The following is a 17390-nucleotide window of genomic DNA, read 5'->3' on the forward strand; positions in this document are numbered from 1 at the left end:
CTCATGGTGGATTCTCCTTGTGTGAATGTGGTGTAGGAACCTTCATTCTACACGAATCCGGCCATGGGCCCTTTTTTATTTATTTTCAGTAGGTGTCGCACTTCATATTACAATCCGTCATGTATAATAAAAATATTAATAGTAGTTTACATAATAATTATGTTGTTAACAATCACTACTCTAAGTTTATTACTCTATCTTTCTCTATGCTTTTGACAGGTTAGATTCGTCCACGCGTTTGTCATCTCACTTACATAGGATGTCTCATGGCATCTCCTATATCCAGGATGCGTGCCTACTATGTTAAGGAGGTATTCAATATGACTAACAAAAATGCTTCAATCTCTCAGATCATCTATCCCCGCTTAACCGTGTATAGTGAAGAGAATTTCAGGGGATTAAGAAGAGTCTACCGTGGCAACCTTGGCATTCGAGATATTGATTCAGTCCTGACAGGTATTGAGAGTTTGCGCTTCTTCTCTACCAATCCGAACGCAACTCTTGTCTTGTTCGATCGTTCTAGCTTCAGAGATAATTTCGTTGTACTGCGTGGCAACCGCAGCATTCGAGAATTGGATGATTTTCTGCGCAGAGGGGATGTTGAATCTCTAATCGCTTCCAATGAGCGACTGACACTGGCTCAGATTCGCAAAATTAGACGTACAGGCAACTTGCCCCCTGGCTACCGTCTGATCTAAGTTCAGAATCCCATTTTAATAGGTGCAGCCAACTCTCCTATAATTCCGAAAATCACACTCGCTGATCTTAAACGAACACTCTAACTAGCGTCGCAATGAGCCTCATCACCAAACAAAAAGGCAGTTCGTTCTTTAAGAACGACTGCCTTTCCTCTATTAAACTAGTATGGTGGTGCCAGTTCAGAGATCAACCTCAAGATATGCATTGAATTCCGCTGTAAACGTGATTGTGGTACCTGGGATGTCCTTGTGCTCATCTTCTAAGCGTATTTCCCCATTCATCAGCTCGATGATCCGTTTGCAGATCGCTAACCCAAGACCTGTTCCTTCTGTTCGTCGGGTAATACTGTTATCCACTCGGGAAAAAGGTAGAAACAGCTGGCTTCGCTTGTCCTGGGGGATTCCAGTCCCCGTATCCTGTATGGTGACTTGCATTTTAAGCTTGTTGTCATCGGTATTCAGAAGCACAACATCAATGTCGATGCTTCCTGCCGGTGTAAATTTCACGGCATTTCCTAATAAATTCAGCAATACCTGTCTGAATCGACCATCATCTCCAACAACAATCTGCGGAATTCGAGTATCCATGGAAATATTCACTTGAAGATTTTTATCCGAGATGGCGGTATGAAGGATATCTAATGTTTCCTTAACGGATTCACGAGGATTGAAAGGCTCAATCAGTAATTGATCATAGCTAGATTCCAACTTATTAAAATCCAAGATGTCATTTACGATACGAAGTAGAGACTTCCCGCTGCTTTGTATCGTGGTGACATACTCTCTTTGTTCTGCATTCAGATCCGTAGCTGCTAACAATTCCGAGATGCCCAGCAATCCATTCATTGGTGTTCTAATCTCATGATTCATCGTTGTAATGAAATCACTTTTAACTTGGCTAGCCGTTTCAACGGCTTCTTTTTCGATCATCAGATGCTTTTGTTCATCCAACAACTGGCTTTGTACCGATAACGACGGAAAAATAACGTCATCCGAAGCTTTGTAATGATACAGAGGTGACTTCACGAACTCCAGATCTGTCATCATGTATTCATGTTCTCTCATCAATTTAGTCTGTACAGAAGAAGAGATCATTTCCGTATTGTACGCACAGACCGATAACATTCCATAGTCTTGAACAACGCATGTCGTTTGCCGTTCATAGGTGACTAAATTATCTAGAATCTGCTTTTCCGGATGATCTCCCCATGTCATCACATTTGCCCACGTTCGAATAGGTTTGTTTTGCTCCTGTATGTCGCCCATGATATCTTCAAAATGGGAAAGAATGTGTTGGAATTCGAAATTACCATGTTCTCCATAGTATTCTATATTGTTAGCATAATGAAGATATTGAAGCTGATCATGAGGTACACTTCCTATAAGCTTATGCAGAATCTTATGGTATGTGGCAGTTTGCTCAATAAGTAATATATGATGGCCTTGATCGATCCCTGTCATGATGTAAGATACGGCATTATCAACATAACAATTGAAATCCTCAAAAAAATAAATAATATGTCCCCCGTTCGTGACCTCAGTCAACGAATTCAAAGGAATGGCTTGTTTGCTCATATAAGGACTCCTTAATGCTTGTCATTACTATCTACTACTATAGAGGATAAAACAAGATGCGTCTAATTGATTTTCACTTCATTTAGGTGATATATCGCATTTCCATACTAAAAAAAAAGGATGATTCCTAATATTATAGGGATCATCCTCCAAATACTTAAAGCACTATTTTCTATTTTTTATTTGCATACATTTCTCATTCGTCTTCATCAGCTTGGTATTCCAATATATCACCCGGCTGACAATCTAGCGCCTTACAAATGGCTTCTAAAGTGGATAATCGAATCGCTTTTGCCTTACCATTTTTTAAGATAGACATATTAGCCAAGGTAATTTCAACCTTCTCAGAAAGTTCTGTTACGCTCATTTTCCTTTTTGCCAACATGACATCAATGTTGATTATAATGGCCATGCTATTTCACCTCAAATAATTAAGTCATTCTCTGATTTGATCTCGATCGCTTCTTGTAAAAGCATTTGTAGAACTGCAGCAAAAATGGCAATGACCATCGAAGCGAAAATCGGTACCAAGCCCATAATAATGAGTCCTGGAGCATCGTCTTTCTCTGCTACGAGAAAAACGAATGGTAGTATGACGACGTACAATGCGGTAATTATAGTTGCACAAAATTTTATTTTCTTCAAAGCCAGCACAGAGTTGTTCGAGAACGCATTATTTTTATCAATATAAATCAGAAGGCGGAATGCATGATACAACGCTACAAAGAATGGAACTAATGTTACGAACAAGATGATTAAAATAGGATACAGTAACCCGGCATAGACTGGATTCACAGGGTGGTTAGCTAACCAAGGTATGCCTAGTACACATAGAGCAAGCGCCGGCATTCCAATAAAAAAAACAGCAATCTTCAACAAAAAAGTAGATCCTCGTTTCATCTTAAGCACCTCACACAAAATTATATTCTAAATGTAACAGCTAATTTATCGTTTTACAATAAATATTTATTATACATCATTATATTATTGTTGTTATTATCTTATACTCACTATTCACACCAAAACACAAAAAGAGCATTTCTTATCATAAGAAATGCTCTTGATCTGCTTCAAGGTATTAGGATGTTTATTTTTTCAGCACCCATACTCCATAAGGCTCCAGTGTAACCGTCCCCTGAAGCTGGCTGCCTTGAAGCAACTCTTCTGTTGGCATATGGAGTTTAATCTCGGCTTCTTCACTACTGTAATTCAGTAAGAATACGAGTTCTTCCTGATCATCTGCACGTATAGCGACCTCAACCGTATCAGGTAGCTCGCACCAGTTTTTGAGCGGAGACACAATCTGAAGCTCACTTAACAACTGGGCAGCTATGGACAGATCAAAGGCAGCTCCCCAATAATAAACCTTGCCCTCACCAACCTGATTAACCGTTAGTGCTGGTTTACCTTTATAATAACTAGAAGCATACGTACCTAAGACTTTAACTGTATCTGCGTGTACCCGCAGGATATCATTGAAACTTGGAGCGTCAAACAGGTTCGTATGCTGGTTCAGCTGTACACTAACTGGACTAGCTGTGCCGTTAACCATTGTAAAATCCTCAACCTGTATGCCACTAAGTTCTGCAACGGGACCTGGCAACGGCTGCATACGGCAATGACCAGACTCATTTTTATACCCTGTCCGGCAACCAAATACAACCGACCCACCATTCTCTACATATTTCTGAAGCATTGCGGCTGTATCCTCTCGTAAAATAGCAGGATGAGGGTAGATTAACACCTGATATTTGGTAAGATCCTGCAGTTGTTCTGTTTCAGCTCCAGGACGAACGGTCACTACGTCTGTTGGGATATGTGCATATTGAAGCGCTTTAAACCAACTTAACTCGCTTGGTCTCGTTAATGATCCGTGCCATTGATCCAGCTCTCCATCCCATTCGTTGTCATAATCACGCAGCATGGCTACTTGCGCAACATAACGCTTGCCAACAATACGTTCTCCCACCTTTTGCAATTCCTTACCCACAAGCCCAGCTTCTGCAACCCGACGATTCGGCTGATTATGATAGTCATTAATTCCATGCCAATATATTTCGGTTCCAATCGTAGCGGTTCTCCAGCGGAAGTACAATACCATATCAGCACCATGAGCAATACTCTGATACGTCCACAAACGCATTTGCCCTGGATGTGGGGATGGCATTTGCATTCGGTTCACCCAGCCACCAGGACCCGATTGCTGCTCTAGTACAGCAAAATTCGGTGATATATCTCTGACATTGCTCAGGGAAAGGCTCCATTTCCGATCAAGCAATGGCTGTTCTCCCGAATCAGGGTAGATGGTGCTGAATTGCGGATAAGAATCATACGACATGAAATCCAAAATCTCATCGGACATTCGGTGGCTATCTAGATGCCCAAAGAGGCCATTGGTTGTAACCCATTGGTTAGGTGCTTCTGCTCTTAGAATGTCACCTTGGAGTTTTGCAAATGAAATCGTATTATCCGAAATAAAGCGTTTCTCGTCCAATGCCTGATGTGGATTAGGTGAATCGGATACAGTTGGACGAATGAGGTGCACCTGATCCCAATGATCATACGTCTGATTCCAAAAGACTGTACCCCACGCTTGATTCAGGCTTTCCAATGTGCCGTATTTTTGTTGCAGCCACCGCCGAAATGCAAGATGATCCGCTCCTGCATAAAATACGTTTGTCTCACAATTCAGTTCATTATCAATCTGCCATCCAATAATCGCAGGATGATCCTTGTAGTGCTGAGCCATTTCTCTTGTAATCCGCGCGCAAAGCTCTAAATATATAGGACTACTATAATTATAGTGTCTGCGCTGTCCATGATGATATGTAGTGCCTTCCATTGAGACGTTTAACACTTCAGGATACTTATGTGTAAGCCATGCTGGTGGCGTAGCAGTCGGTGTTCCCATAATCACCTTCATATCCAATGTAATCGCTTGCTCAAGAAAGCGGTCGAAGAATTCGAAACTGAACTGCCCTTCCTGTGGCTCAAAAATAGACCATGCAAACTCTCCGATTCGAATCAGATCAAAGCCCATTTCCTTCATTCTTCCTAGATCATCTGCCCATAACGATTCATCCCAATGCTCAGGATAGTAACAAGCTCCCATATAAAATTGTTTTAGATCCAATGCATTTCGCATAATATCAGTCTCCCTTAACCAGGTTGCTATATTTATTAACAAACCATTTAACTATTGAACCTTATTTAATATTAAGGCATTCTATCCAAATTTCAAGGCATTTGGTCACGAAATACTTCTGTGTATTCATCACTGCATTGTCATTCGGGATTTGTGCTAAGCAAGCGTTCCTTATATTCCGTCGGACTAACGCCTGTATATTCCTTGAATACTTTGGAGAAATAATGCTGATCGCTGAACGACAACAGCTCCGATAATTCTTTGAATTTCATGTCGGGTTGACTAGCCATCAATCTGCAAGCTTCCTTCATTCGAAGTTCGGTATAATATTGTACGAAAGTACGTTGTGTGACCTGTTTAATGATCCTACTGATATATGAAGGGCTGACATGAAATTTCATTGAAATATCGCTTATGGATAACGAGGCATAACGATTCGTTTTTACGTATTCATCAATCTGCTCGAACAGCAGCTCACCACTCTTTCGCCCCTGGGATTGCAGCATGTCGAAGCATTGAGCTGTCCATTCAAGTAGCTCACGGCCAAAGTCCTCATACGTCTTCACTTCAAGTAACTGTTTGGCTCTAAGCTCCAAAGCTAATCGCATGCCTGATCCTCGTTCCTCATAGAGATGTGCGAAGGTGTCCACCACAAGTGCTACAAAACGGTCAATTTCTGTCCAATGTACATTCTCCTCAGCCCAACGATTCATCAGTTCAGACAGCTTGAGCGCAAATGCTTCCTTCCGACAAGCTTGCATCATATGAACAAAAGTAGATTCTAACAAGGAGTCCATACAGCTTGTTTCTGATCTTGCCATCGAGACGGGATTTCCCGTATCCAGCGCTAGCCCATGCTTTAATCGCTGCTGGGTCGTTAATATTGAAGTGATCCGGTAATAGAGCTCGGGTAACTGATCCACATCAGCGGACATCAGCTGTCCCCCTATGATTCCATCCAGCCCCTCTTCATACAGATGCCGCCGTAATGATTCAAGACATTCATGCATGGAAGAATACCAATCCAGTGCTCCTCTGTTAGCCAAAATAATATATTGGTACGAAGTTTGTGTGAGTAATATCCGGCATGGCTGAGCACGGAAAAACTCCGCTAAACTTCGCTCTAACGTCTCCGAAGTCCAACGATCCATTCCCAGACTGAAAGGTTGCTTGCGTAGAATGATCATCATATGAGAGTAAAGCGGGAATTCCTCGCCAAACGTAAGTTCAGCATAACATTCTGGGTCAACGATCTCTTGCAACTCTTGTAAGCTTCTGGATATGACCCGATCAAGCTGCTCCACGATCCTTCCCATCACTTCCTCCAATGCCTCTCGCTCTATAGGTTTTAATAAATAGTCGAACACCTGCAGATTCAATGCTTTGCGTGTATACTCAAAATCGCTGTAGCCGCTGATCAACACCACCTTGAGATAGGGGTTCGCAAGCTTGGCTTGCTCAATTAACGATAAGCCATCCATCTTAGGCATTCTAATATCCGTTAACAACAGATGAATCGGTTCCTGCCGAATGATCGCCAGTGCCTCCTCTCCGTTGGTTGCCGTAGCCGTCACTCGAAGCGGTAAGTTCAATGTGTCCAGATGTGTTCTGATATTGCGCAATATCGGTTTACTATCCTCGACAATCATAACGTTATACATTGGTGTCTGCCCTCCCCATTTAATAAAAGTCCTTGGTTAACGAGCCGATGATTTGAATCGTTGCTCCCTTTGCTCCATGCCCTTGATTGTTAAAAATATTAAAAAATAGCCGGTTGCTATACATCAGTTTGAGCCGATTAACGCTATTAACAATACCCATATTGCCAAGTGCGGTCTCTTGGTTATTCATCATGTTGGTTCCCGAGCGGGATTGCTGAATATTCGCGAGAATCTCTTGAATCTTCTCAGGCGTGAAGCCGTCTCCATTGTCTCTGATCTCTAGCGCCCATAAGCCGTTATATTGCTTCACCGTAATCTGGATATGCCATGGCGGAGATGTATGGCAAAAGGCATGTTCAATGCAATTCTCTACAAAAGGCTGGATGACCAGGCGTGGTAAACGGACCTCTTTCGCTAATAGATCCGCATCGATATCCCACTCCAGGTCGTCTTCATATTTTTGCTGAACCAGTGATAGATAATGTCTTGTATGCTCAAGTTCTTCGGATAAGGTCACATGTGCGTAAGGAGAAGATACGATATAACGCAGGCTCTCTGACAGATGCTTACACATATCCGACACCACCTTTGTTTTGCCCTCTTGAGCAGCAATGCTGATCAAATAAAGAACGTTATGGATAAAGTGTGGCGCTATTTGAGCTTGAAGTGCTGAATTTCTTGCTTTTACCTCTTCATGCAACGCTGTTTTCTCACGGTCAATCGATTGTTGTAGCCGTTCCATTAGATCCTGGAATGCTTCATTCAGCAACAGGAGATCATTGTTTTTGGGCCGATCATCAACCTTTAGGTTGAGATTGCTGTAATTGATACGCCAAATTTGACTGCGAAGTTTACGGATTGGAAGCAATAGATTGCGAGTAGATAAGTAAATATAGACGAAAGAAATAAGCATTAATGCTGTAATCAGCATAATCGAGATGGTCTGAACCTTCTGGATCGAACCAAATACCGACTTGCTAGGCGTAACAATATATGTAATCCAACCGGTGCTAGGAGATGTGGAGTACGTGATGTAATTGTTAAGTTCATCTACCTCCAGTCCCTCCTCCAATTGTGGCTTTGTCCATTGCATCCCTTTGGTTCCAATCTCAATACCTGTCATCTGTTCCCCTTGCTGGTTCAAGATATAAACTTCACCGGCTGAGATGCCTTCGGTAAAACTCTGAATCACCCCTTGATCCATCTGGATGCACAGATAACCGTAGACTTTACCATTCTGATCATTTACCGTACGAACAAATGAGATCGTATCTCCTTGGCGGAGTAGAACAAAGCCGCTTCCTACCCACCCTCGTCCAACCTTACTATCTCCCAGCAATGTGTGAATAGATACTGGCGGTTGACCTGAACCTAAGTATGACGTAAGAAGTATACCTTGCTTGTCATATATGGACATGTCCTTAATATTCATACTCGGCCCGATTGCTTGAAAAATAATATCTTTAAGCTTCCGAATTTGTTTCAGCCGCTCGTAATCACTATGTGCTGAAGAACTCTTGTCCATCGTGGCAAAGATGTCTTTGCTGGACAAGATCCGCTGCGAGAGCTGATTCTGTTGATCCATGTACAGATCTACTTGTTCTCTCACTTTAGTCGTAGTCACCAGTGTATCCTGCACTGTTTTTTGTTTCAGCGGGCGAATGACAACGACATTAACATATACAAGAAAACAACATAGAACAAACAAAAGTAATGCCAAAAAAGTTAGAAAAACCTTGGTTTGCAAACTGAATTGCGTGGATCTACGTATGAGTTTTGTCATTTTCATTGCGATTCTCCTTTCACATCTAGATGTCCCTTCATTCGTTCACGCTTAACTGTATCATGGGATTATATGAAATGATAGCGATTTCAAGTTCAGGATATTACACATCAACCTTCAAGCACAGACATGTACCTAGGGGAAGGAAAAATTTATAATCGGGGATGTAAACGGATTCAATCATATGTAATAGAGGGGGATTCACATTGAAGATACTTAAACGAAAAAAGGTAGCTACGATGATGCTGGCTAGTTTACTAACCATCTCTTTAACCGCTTGTGGAGCTGGTGATTCCAGTACGGGAGGTTCGTCAGGTGGGGACAATAAAGCAAAGGTCACACTGGAATTAGCCATTTCCAAGAGCTCTCAGGATTCAGCCTTTATCCAACAAGATATCCTTGATGAGTTCGAGAAGCAGACGAATGTACGCGTCAATCTACAATTAATCCCTGCAGAGCAGACAACTACTGTGCTTCAGACAAAACTTGCGGTAGACGAAACGCCAGATATCATCCAATACAATCTAGCGAGTGCAGTGACCGATCTTAATCTTGAACGCAATTTCGAGATTCTCGATGACGAGCCATGGGCGAGCCGTATTGTAAATAAGGATGTACTTTCGGCTGGTGGTCACATCTACAGCTTCCATGTCAGCCAAGATACGGGGATGCAAGGCGTCGTTTATAACAAACAGATTTTTGAAGAACTTGGTATAACAATCCCAACCACCTATGAGCAGTTTCTCGCGGTCTGCGAAAAAATCAAAGCTAGCGGCATTACACCCGTATTCATGCCGTACAAGGATGCTTGGGCTGCCAACATCTGGCCTGCTGCCGCTTTTGCTGATTTTGTAGCGAAGAATGAACCGACCTTTTTTGATGACCTGAATAGCAACAAGAAGAAGTGGTCTGACATTCCAGAATTCAAGACCTTCTTGGAACAGCAGTACGAAGTGTACACCAAGGGGTACACCAACACCGATGTGCTCAGCGACAGCTATGATATGGCCGTGGGTAAATTCCTGAACAAAGAAGTGGCTATGATGTTTATGGGTGATTGGTTGATTGAAGGCGTTGCTGAGCAGGATCCAAGTATGGAGCTAGGTGTATTCCCGATTCCATCGACTGAGGATGCAAGTCTAGGGGCAAGTCCACTGGGCGGACAGTTATTTATTCCGAAGAAATCCAAACATCTGGAAGAGGCTAAACAGTTCCTCGACTTTATCGCTTCCAAAGATGTAGCTCAACAGATCGTAGATTCCAAAGGCTATGTATCAAACTTCAATGATGTGACAACACCGGAACTGCCGGCATACAAACAAGATATTGTAGACAACTATATTACGCCGAAGAAAACAGTTCTGACGACAGATGCATACATGTTAGTGGATCGCAGCGAACTGTACCGTTTGTTGCAAGATCAATTCGCAGGTGGCTTAACGCCAGAAGAAGTACTGCAATCATGGGATGAGAAATTCAGCCAATTGATGCAGGATAAAGGTGTAGCTGGATTCTAAGAAATACACCATTGTTGAAATATAGGGCAGTATGACAGGGTCGTATGAAACCGATCAGAGGTTATGCTGCCTGGCTATAACGGAGCGTGAGATATGAAAAGAACCAAAAATTTATATTCGTACTACATGATATTTCCCGCACTGATCATTTACTCTATCTTTTTCGTTGTACCTGCCATTGCGGGCTTCTATTATTCGTTCACGGACTGGCGGTTGGATCGATTAGAGCTGACTTTCATCGGCTGGGATAACTTCAAGAAAATTTTCTCTGACAAAACACTTATCCTGGCACTGCAAAATACGGCGATCTTCGCTATTGTTACAGTGGTCGGCAAAAACGTTATTGGTTTGTTGCTCGCAGTAGGTCTTAATATGCGACTGCGGACCAAAAACTTGCTTCGTGCCATCTTCTATTCGCCTTCTATACTCAGCATCCTTGTAATCAGCATTCTGTTTACCCCTATGCTTCGCACCGAAGGTACAATTAATCAGTTGCTAGAGGCTGTCGGGTTGCACTCCTTAAGCCAAGCATGGCTCACGAACCCATCCATTGTGATCTGGACCATTGCGATCGTGTCGATCTGGCAGAGCGCAGGATTCCAGATGGCCATCTATCTGGCCGGTCTTCAGTCTATTTCTCAGGAATACTACGAGGCAGCCAAGATTGATGGGGCTAGCTCATGGAGAAGTTTTTTCAAAATTACACTGCCTCTTCTCCTGCCAGCGATTAACATTAACCTGATGTTAACATTGATTGGTGGTCTGAAAGTGTTCTCCGAGGTATACGTCATGACTGGCGGTGGACCAGGTAATGCGTCACAGGTTGTAGGTACGATCATTCTGCGTGCCTTCGGTGAAGGTAACTGGGGTCTAGGTACCGCAGTGAATACACTGTTATTCGTGGTTGTTACCATTATCGCTATACCGCTATTGATTTTCATGCGGCGTAAGGAGGTTACGGAATAAGATGGGCTATACACGCAAACTTGCCATCCGCAATTATATCGTGGAAGGGTTCCTCATTCTGGCCTCCCTGATCGTATTGTTGCCGCTTGTCATCCTGATCCTCGGATCATTCAAAACCAGCGCTGAAGTGCTCAGCTTCTCTCTGCATTTACCTGACACTTGGCAGTTCTCAAACTATGTTCGAGTCTTCCAAGAAGGCGGTCTATCCAGGGCATTTCTCAACAGTATCTGGATCACAGGTATATCGTCTATCATCAACATCGTGGCCTCTTCGGCAGCAGCATTCATCCTAGCACGTCGGGAAACGAAATTATCGGGTACGCTCTATATGTATTTCTTCATGGGTCTCATAGCTCCGATGTCGATCATTACAACGATTCGAGTGGTTCAGGGATTAGGTTTCTATGGCAGTATCACAAGCGTTATTCTGATCTATGCCGCGCTCAATACAGCCTTTAGTGTATTCTTGTACAGTGGCTTTATCAAAACAATTCCAAGAGCGCTGGACGAGGTAGCGTTTCTGGAAGGAGCAAGTGTGTTCGGTGTGTTCTTTCGCATCGTCACGCCGCTAATCCTACCTGTTAATGCTACGGTTGCTATTATGGTATTTATGTCGGTGTGGAATGATATTACCATTCCTGTATACTTCCTGACAGACAGCTCGACGTGGACGATGCCGCTGTCGATTTATAACTTCTACGGCAAGTACAGCCGAGATTGGAATTTAATTTTTGCTAATCTTGTACTTACGTCACTGCCTGTATTCATCTTGTATCTGTTTGGCCAAAAATATATCGTCAGCGGATTAACGGCTGGTGCAGTTAAAGGTTGACCTCAACGTCATTATGAAATCGAGACTAATTTAATATTCAATCTTTAGTAGGTTATGGAGAGACCATGAATCATCTCATGGTCTCTATTAGTCTATATTCTCAATACCCCATTCACCATCTTGGTTCTTCGTGAAAAAGTACGTGATTCCTGTGTTGTCGATACGTCCATCCGAACTCTTCTGGGCAAAACGCACACCGACTCGAATCTGTTCACGTTCATCGATGTTTACTTTCTCAAGGATATCGAGATCATAAAACATAAATTCTTTCCCTTTTTCACTTTCGTTAATGTAGTAGGAGTGGTACTTATTAGTTGCTGCGGAGTCCTTATTCAGATTCTCCTTGAATTTCTCTGGGTTTTTCTCCACTACAGCTTCGATATTCCCCTTGAATTTGGATATGATCTCATCGTCGAAGAAGCTTTGTTTATACTGATCAAAATCGATGAACACACCTTGCTTGAAATCCTCTACAGTGATGTCACTGATCTCCTTATGCGCTGGATCAATCAATTGCTCCGAATCAGGGATGGCATCCGTGGATGTCGTGATTGCATTCATCGGCTCCTCTTGAGTAGATGGTACCTGATTAGTATTCGGGCTCGATCCATTGATTGCTTCACCGATCGTCGTACGCTCAGGGTCATCTGTATGCCCACATGCTGACAGAAGTACAGCTCCACTTACACAGATAGATAAAATACCATGGGAAAGTTTCTTCATATAATGCGGTTCTCCTTGTACGTTTGGATTCATAATGCTTGTCATATCTCGCCCCTACAAGTAATAAACGCATTGAATCACAGCATAGTTACACGAACTGCTCCAAACGACCATATTTATTCAGTCTGTACAAGTTCAATCATTGCGATCTGGCATATTGTAAGATCGCCTCCGCTGCACGAACACGTATGTTGATATCCTCACTGTCTAAAGCTTGTCTCATCACATGCAGAGCTGCATCAATTGTAGCTTTATTGACCTTCGTAGTCGGAGAGCTCTTTCCTTCCGTTCCCTCCGTTCCTTCCGTTGGTTCACTCATATCTGTGAGATAACGATCTAACTGTGCTTGTGATACTCGATGTTCAAATTGAGCCAGCGGAGCAGCCTGATGAATTAGGGCTTGTACTTTGTCGTTTAAATCCTCCAAGGGTATCCTTCCCAGCCAGGTAACACCTCGCCGGTGGCATATGAAGTCTTCTTCTACTCCCAAGGAATCATCGTAGTAATAATCGCCCAGATCTCCTACATATGCCCACTCATCATCCTTTATAATAACGTAGTCCCCATCTTGCATGGTATGTACAAACGCATGAAGATCCTTCATCACACCTGCTAGCTCTGTGTCTTCTAACCTGTAATGTCCCCTCAACCGCTCATTCCATTCCTCTGGTGACATCTCTTCCAAATCTCCTGTACCAGGCCATGTCATACCAATAAAGTTATCCTCTAAAAATGAAGCTACATGGCTCATACCACGTATAGTTGACTGGATATAAAATAAGTTCATCTGACTTGCGTCCCCCATTCTTCATTATGTTATCTTCATATTAAAAAACCTTCAAGAGCAATGTCTTGAAGGTTAAGCATTATAATATTAGAGCACTTTTTCCAAGAAGCTGATTGTACGTTCATTCTTAGGATTCCCAAACACTTCTTCAGGGCTTCCTTCTTCTACGATGTAACCACCGTCCATGAAGATCACCCGATCGGCTACTTCACGTGCAAATCCCATCTCATGCGTAACGATCATCATCGTCATACCTTCACGAGCGAGATCCTTCATTACACCAAGCACCTCACCAACCATCTCAGGGTCAAGCGCCGAAGTTGGTTCATCGAACAACATCACATCTGGCGTCATAGCAAGCGCACGAGCAATGGCCACACGTTGCTTCTGACCTCCAGAGAGCTGGCTCGGGAAGCTGTTCGCTTTATCTGATAACCCTACACGGTCTAATAATTTTAGCGCCGTATCACGTGCCTGAGCTTCATTTAATAAACCAAGTTCTCTTGGTGCAAACGTAATATTTTTCAGTACATTAAAGTGAGGGAACAAGTTAAAGTGCTGAAATACCATACCGATATTTTCACGCGCCTTATTAATGTTTGTTCTGGAATCATTGAGATCCTGATCATCCACAATCACTCGACCCTCAGTTATTTCTTCTAGCTGGTTAATGCAACGCAAAAACGTACTTTTGCCTGATCCAGAGGGTCCAATGACGCATACAACTTCACCCTCATTGACGGACATATCAATTCCTTTCAGAACATGATTCGTTCCGAAGCTTTTCTTCAATCCTTCAACTCTAATTTTACCCACGGCGAACCCTCACCTCCAGATAGTCAGCAACTTTGGTCAATGTGATAATAACAATCAGATACATAACCGCAACCGTTAACCAGATGTCAAAAGAGGTAAACGTTCTAGCGATAACAATCTTACCCGACTGAGTCAATTCAACAAGACCGATAACAGACAAGATCGACGTATCTTTCAATGTGATTACCATCTGATTGATAAATGAAGGAATCATCACTCGAATTGCTTGTGGAATAACAATCTTCATCATTGCCTTACGATAAGGCAGGCCTAATGAACGAGCTGCTTCCAGCTGTCCTGGATCAATCGATTGAATCCCGCCCCGAATAATTTCGGTTACGTAAGCTCCTGCGTTCAAACTAAGTGTTAGGATGGCTGCCAAGAACAGTGGCATCGTAAAACCGAATGCTTGTGGAATCCCGAAGTAAATAAAGAAAGCCAGAACAATCAATGGAATACCACGGAACACGTCAACAAAAACGGTTGCAATTCCACGAAGGATCTTATTCTGTCCTACCTTCATAAATCCAAAGATCAGACCAATGATAAAGGCAAAGAACAGAGATACAATCGTGTACAATAATGTATTCCCTAACCCCTTGAACAGAGCTGGCAGTGAATTCTGAACATTCTCCCACCGGCTTGTTTCTCCAGCAGTTGGAGCATTGTCACCAACATATTTCTCCAAAATTTGGTCATACTCACCACTTGCTTTGATGTTCACGAGTCCTGCATCAAACATCTGAAGCAATTCTTGGTTCTTACCCTTACTTACCGCAAATCCGTAAGAGTCTCCTTCTTCTTTCTTGGTTACAATTTTCAATCCATTATTTTGTTTAACCCCATAAGCAAGAACAGGCTGATCCTCGAAACATGCAATAGAATTACCTGTTATTACGTCCAGATACATCTGTGCAGAGTCCTCAAAAGGTACAATGGTAAAGCCATACTCGGAGGCGATGGATTCAGCAAAGTTATATCCAGCCGTTCCCGTTTTTACGGCAACCTTTTGTCCCCGAAGATCTTCATAACTTTTCACTGTATCGTTATTCGCGCTAATCCCCATAACGACACCTGATGGATAATAAGCTTCCGAGAAATCAAATACTTTCTTTCTCTCGTCCGTAATGCTCATCCCTGCGATGACGCCATCAACTTGATTCGACTCAAGCGCTTGAACGGCTGCGTTAAATCCGAGAGCCTTGATCTCGTACTTGAAATTCTGATCCTTGGCAATGGCGGCCATTAGATCCATATCAATACCTACAAAATCGCCATTCGAATCCTGGAATTCAAATGGGGCAAATGTAATGTCTGTACCGATGACATAAGTTTTGCCTGAATTCGCTTCTGTTGCGGATGCTCCCCCTGCCCATCCAGATAACCCTGTCACTAGGAGCAAAATCAGGGTAAGTACAAAAAATGAGACCTTCGTTGTTTTCATATGTCCTCCTCTTCTCGGTCTCCTCCGAATCATGTTTATTATTCATTGGAGTTGGTATCAGTGTTACACTTTTTTTGTCAGACGTATTGCCCATTATACATATTATTTTATATTGAGAAAATAAAATTTTAAGTATTTGTTGTTTTCAAAAGCTGATCGTATGTTAACAACTGCATTTCTACATCATGGCTGACCAAATGGTTCAAGTAAAGTTAATCTGACCTATATGAAGGCTTCATATACAGGGAACAATATAAAGTATGAAGGCGTTTAAGTTCGCCTTTTACATTCTCTGATCGCATGGTAAAATTTTGTTAATTGAATTCTCTTAAAGGAGCATAACCCATGCTAAATTTCTTTTCGAAATTGTATTCGGAATATTTAGTCATTCCACGATGCATTCGTTTGTTGATCCTATGGGGATGGATCATTTTGTTTATCGTAACAGGCATACGATTGGGGTGGTTCAGGATCGGTTAAAAATTTATTTCATCTTTGAACTCCACAATCTTTTCAAAATGAGGCCTCATCTCATTTAAAATGATCGATTTGAGCTGCTCCATACTTCTCTCATCCCCCCATTGTAATTGATGATCTGTACTTGTCTTGTATGATGCAAGTGTCTTATCCAATGCACGCAGTTCTTTGGCGATCGATGCAAGTGCAGTTTGGGTAGCCTGAGGAATTAACTTGGGCTTATCCTTCCAATAATGATGACTGATTCCATACATTAATCCATATAGACCACTGCCGTAGGCGAGTTGATACACCTCCTTCTGTTTTGCTGATGTCATAACAGAGTGATCGTATTCGATCATATACCTAGGTTTAGATGTAGATATGTAATTATCACTGAACTCAATAAGTGTTGTTAGATATTGAGTCGCATCCTTCGCCTGCACTTTGGCTTGGTCAAGCAGCTTTTGAACCTTTGCTGGTGGTACCTGATTTGTCACCTGACTAAGTTCTTCAAGGGTTTGTGCGAGTGGCTTGAAGGAGTGGCCATCTTTGAGAAGTGTGATGTAACCACTATTATTTTTGGATTGGTATAGCTCCATTAGCACATCTTCGTTTGCTTTCGCTTCGTTTAATCGGTGCTCATAATACACGATTACCAGTATAGGGATCAGTATGGCGATAAATATCCAGTACCGTTTAATCATTGCTTTATTCATCCTTCATCTGCCATTTCTATTCGTATTCATATACCTTTACTGTGGATAATAATTGGCATATCTGAGAATTGTAGCATATGACCAAAGCAGCTTATACAGGAGATTATTACCAAACAGGCCAATTACAATGCGCTGTGTGACGCTTAATGTCCACCAGATTCTCATATAATAAGCCGTTGATTTTGTTCTAATCAACGGCTTAACAGAATCAATAGATGACATATCTCATAATAGAGACTCTTTATTTTCTTATGAGCGTAATGGCATA

At 42.3% G+C, this 17390-nt stretch carries 15 protein-coding genes; 4 read left to right on the forward strand and 11 right to left on the reverse strand.

The window, feature by feature from the left end; genetic code table 11:
* Positions 1 to 320 precede the first annotated feature (320 nt).
* Positions 321 to 698: a hypothetical protein gene (locus MH215_RS04900; RefSeq protein ID WP_239288711.1), complete on the forward strand. Its 378-nt coding sequence runs from the start codon at positions 321 to 323 to the stop codon at positions 696 to 698.
* A 180-nt stretch (positions 699 to 878) separates the two neighbouring features.
* Here the strand turns inward: MH215_RS04900 and MH215_RS04905 are convergent, their stop codons facing one another.
* From MH215_RS04905 to MH215_RS04930, 6 genes are all read right to left on the reverse strand, one after another.
* Positions 879 to 2273, reverse strand: a complete 1395-nt coding sequence (locus MH215_RS04905; protein ID WP_239288713.1) for an ATP-binding protein — start codon at positions 2271 to 2273, stop codon at positions 879 to 881.
* A gap of 196 nt (positions 2274 to 2469) precedes the next feature.
* Positions 2470 to 2685 carry a helix-turn-helix domain-containing protein gene (locus MH215_RS04910; RefSeq protein WP_239288715.1) on the reverse strand — a complete coding sequence of 72 codons (216 nt, stop codon included), beginning with the start codon at positions 2683 to 2685 and terminating at the stop codon, positions 2470 to 2472.
* A gap of 11 nt (positions 2686 to 2696) precedes the next feature.
* A complete protein-coding gene (locus tag MH215_RS04915; protein ID WP_239288716.1) occupies positions 2697 to 3173 on the reverse strand; it encodes a DUF2975 domain-containing protein in 477 nt (158 codons plus the stop codon).
* Positions 3174 to 3360: 187 nt separating this feature from the next.
* Entirely contained in the window at positions 3361 to 5418 is a 2058-nt protein-coding gene (locus tag MH215_RS04920) for a beta-galactosidase (RefSeq protein WP_239288717.1), read from the reverse strand.
* A 140-nt stretch (positions 5419 to 5558) separates the two neighbouring features.
* Positions 5559 to 7079 carry a response regulator gene (locus MH215_RS04925; protein ID WP_239288721.1) on the reverse strand — a complete coding sequence of 507 codons (1521 nt, stop codon included), beginning with the start codon at positions 7077 to 7079 and terminating at the stop codon, positions 5559 to 5561.
* A gap of 19 nt (positions 7080 to 7098) precedes the next feature.
* Positions 7099 to 8868: a sensor histidine kinase gene (locus MH215_RS04930; protein WP_343224521.1), complete on the reverse strand. Its 1770-nt coding sequence runs from the start codon at positions 8866 to 8868 to the stop codon at positions 7099 to 7101.
* Positions 8869 to 9068: 200 nt separating this feature from the next.
* Between MH215_RS04930 and MH215_RS04935 the strand changes: the two genes are divergently transcribed.
* The 3 genes from MH215_RS04935 (at position 9069) to MH215_RS04945 (ending at position 12177) form a co-directional block, all read left to right on the forward strand.
* Positions 9069 to 10379 carry an ABC transporter substrate-binding protein gene (locus MH215_RS04935; RefSeq protein WP_239288723.1) on the forward strand — a complete coding sequence of 437 codons (1311 nt, stop codon included), beginning with the start codon at positions 9069 to 9071 and terminating at the stop codon, positions 10377 to 10379.
* A gap of 93 nt (positions 10380 to 10472) precedes the next feature.
* Positions 10473 to 11345 carry a carbohydrate ABC transporter permease gene (locus MH215_RS04940; RefSeq protein ID WP_239288724.1) on the forward strand — a complete coding sequence of 291 codons (873 nt, stop codon included), beginning with the start codon at positions 10473 to 10475 and terminating at the stop codon, positions 11343 to 11345.
* Position 11346: 1 nt separating this feature from the next.
* Positions 11347 to 12177 (forward strand): carbohydrate ABC transporter permease, encoded by an 831-nt coding sequence (locus MH215_RS04945; protein ID WP_056691626.1) that lies wholly within the window; start codon positions 11347 to 11349, stop codon positions 12175 to 12177.
* Between the two features lie 87 nt (positions 12178 to 12264).
* Here the strand turns inward: MH215_RS04945 and MH215_RS04950 are convergent, their stop codons facing one another.
* From MH215_RS04950 to MH215_RS04970, 5 genes are all read right to left on the reverse strand, one after another.
* Positions 12265 to 12900, reverse strand: coding sequence for a hypothetical protein (locus tag MH215_RS04950; RefSeq protein WP_239288725.1), 636 nt, complete (start codon positions 12898 to 12900; stop codon positions 12265 to 12267).
* Between the two features lie 139 nt (positions 12901 to 13039).
* Positions 13040 to 13687 (reverse strand): hypothetical protein, encoded by a 648-nt coding sequence (locus MH215_RS04955; protein ID WP_239288727.1) that lies wholly within the window; start codon positions 13685 to 13687, stop codon positions 13040 to 13042.
* Positions 13688 to 13774: 87 nt separating this feature from the next.
* The gene (locus MH215_RS04960) at positions 13775 to 14503 is read right to left on the reverse strand and encodes an amino acid ABC transporter ATP-binding protein (RefSeq protein WP_239288729.1); all 729 of its coding nucleotides are present in this window, start codon (positions 14501 to 14503) and stop codon (positions 13775 to 13777) included.
* Positions 14496 to 15947: an amino acid ABC transporter substrate-binding protein/permease gene (locus MH215_RS04965; protein ID WP_239288731.1), complete on the reverse strand. Its 1452-nt coding sequence runs from the start codon at positions 15945 to 15947 to the stop codon at positions 14496 to 14498. The genes MH215_RS04960 and MH215_RS04965 overlap by 8 nt, the downstream gene beginning before the upstream one ends.
* Positions 15948 to 16423: 476 nt before the next feature.
* Positions 16424 to 17110, reverse strand: a complete 687-nt coding sequence (locus tag MH215_RS04970) for a hypothetical protein (protein WP_239288733.1) — start codon at positions 17108 to 17110, stop codon at positions 16424 to 16426.
* Between the last annotated feature and the right edge of the window lie 280 nt (positions 17111 to 17390).

Source organism: Paenibacillus sp. ACRSA, assembly GCF_022346845.1.
GTDB lineage: Bacteria > Bacillota > Bacilli > Paenibacillales > Paenibacillaceae > Paenibacillus.

Excerpts from the sequence above, each read along its gene's own strand:
- MH215_RS04900 (WP_239288711.1), top strand. The coding sequence starts at position 321 with ATGACTAACAAAAATGCTTCAATCTCTCAGATCATCTATCCCCGCTTA.
- MH215_RS04905 (WP_239288713.1), bottom strand. The coding sequence starts at position 2,273 with ATGAGCAAACAAGCCATTCCTTTGAATTCGTTGACTGAGGTCACGAAC.
- MH215_RS04910 (WP_239288715.1), bottom strand. The coding sequence starts at position 2,685 with ATGGCCATTATAATCAACATTGATGTCATGTTGGCAAAAAGGAAAATG.
- MH215_RS04915 (WP_239288716.1), bottom strand. The coding sequence starts at position 3,173 with ATGAAACGAGGATCTACTTTTTTGTTGAAGATTGCTGTTTTTTTTATT.
- MH215_RS04920 (WP_239288717.1), bottom strand. The coding sequence starts at position 5,418 with ATGCGAAATGCATTGGATCTAAAACAATTTTATATGGGAGCTTGTTAC.
- MH215_RS04925 (WP_239288721.1), bottom strand. The coding sequence starts at position 7,079 with ATGTATAACGTTATGATTGTCGAGGATAGTAAACCGATATTGCGCAAT.
- MH215_RS04930 (WP_343224521.1), bottom strand. The coding sequence starts at position 8,868 with ATGAAAATGACAAAACTCATACGTAGATCCACGCAATTCAGTTTGCAA.
- MH215_RS04940 (WP_239288724.1), top strand. The coding sequence starts at position 10,473 with ATGAAAAGAACCAAAAATTTATATTCGTACTACATGATATTTCCCGCA.
- MH215_RS04945 (WP_056691626.1), top strand. The coding sequence starts at position 11,347 with ATGGGCTATACACGCAAACTTGCCATCCGCAATTATATCGTGGAAGGG.
- MH215_RS04950 (WP_239288725.1), bottom strand. The coding sequence starts at position 12,900 with ATGAAGAAACTTTCCCATGGTATTTTATCTATCTGTGTAAGTGGAGCT.
- MH215_RS04955 (WP_239288727.1), bottom strand. The coding sequence starts at position 13,687 with ATGAACTTATTTTATATCCAGTCAACTATACGTGGTATGAGCCATGTA.
- MH215_RS04965 (WP_239288731.1), bottom strand. The coding sequence starts at position 15,947 with ATGAAAACAACGAAGGTCTCATTTTTTGTACTTACCCTGATTTTGCTC.
- MH215_RS04970 (WP_239288733.1), bottom strand. The coding sequence starts at position 17,110 with ATGATTAAACGGTACTGGATATTTATCGCCATACTGATCCCTATACTG.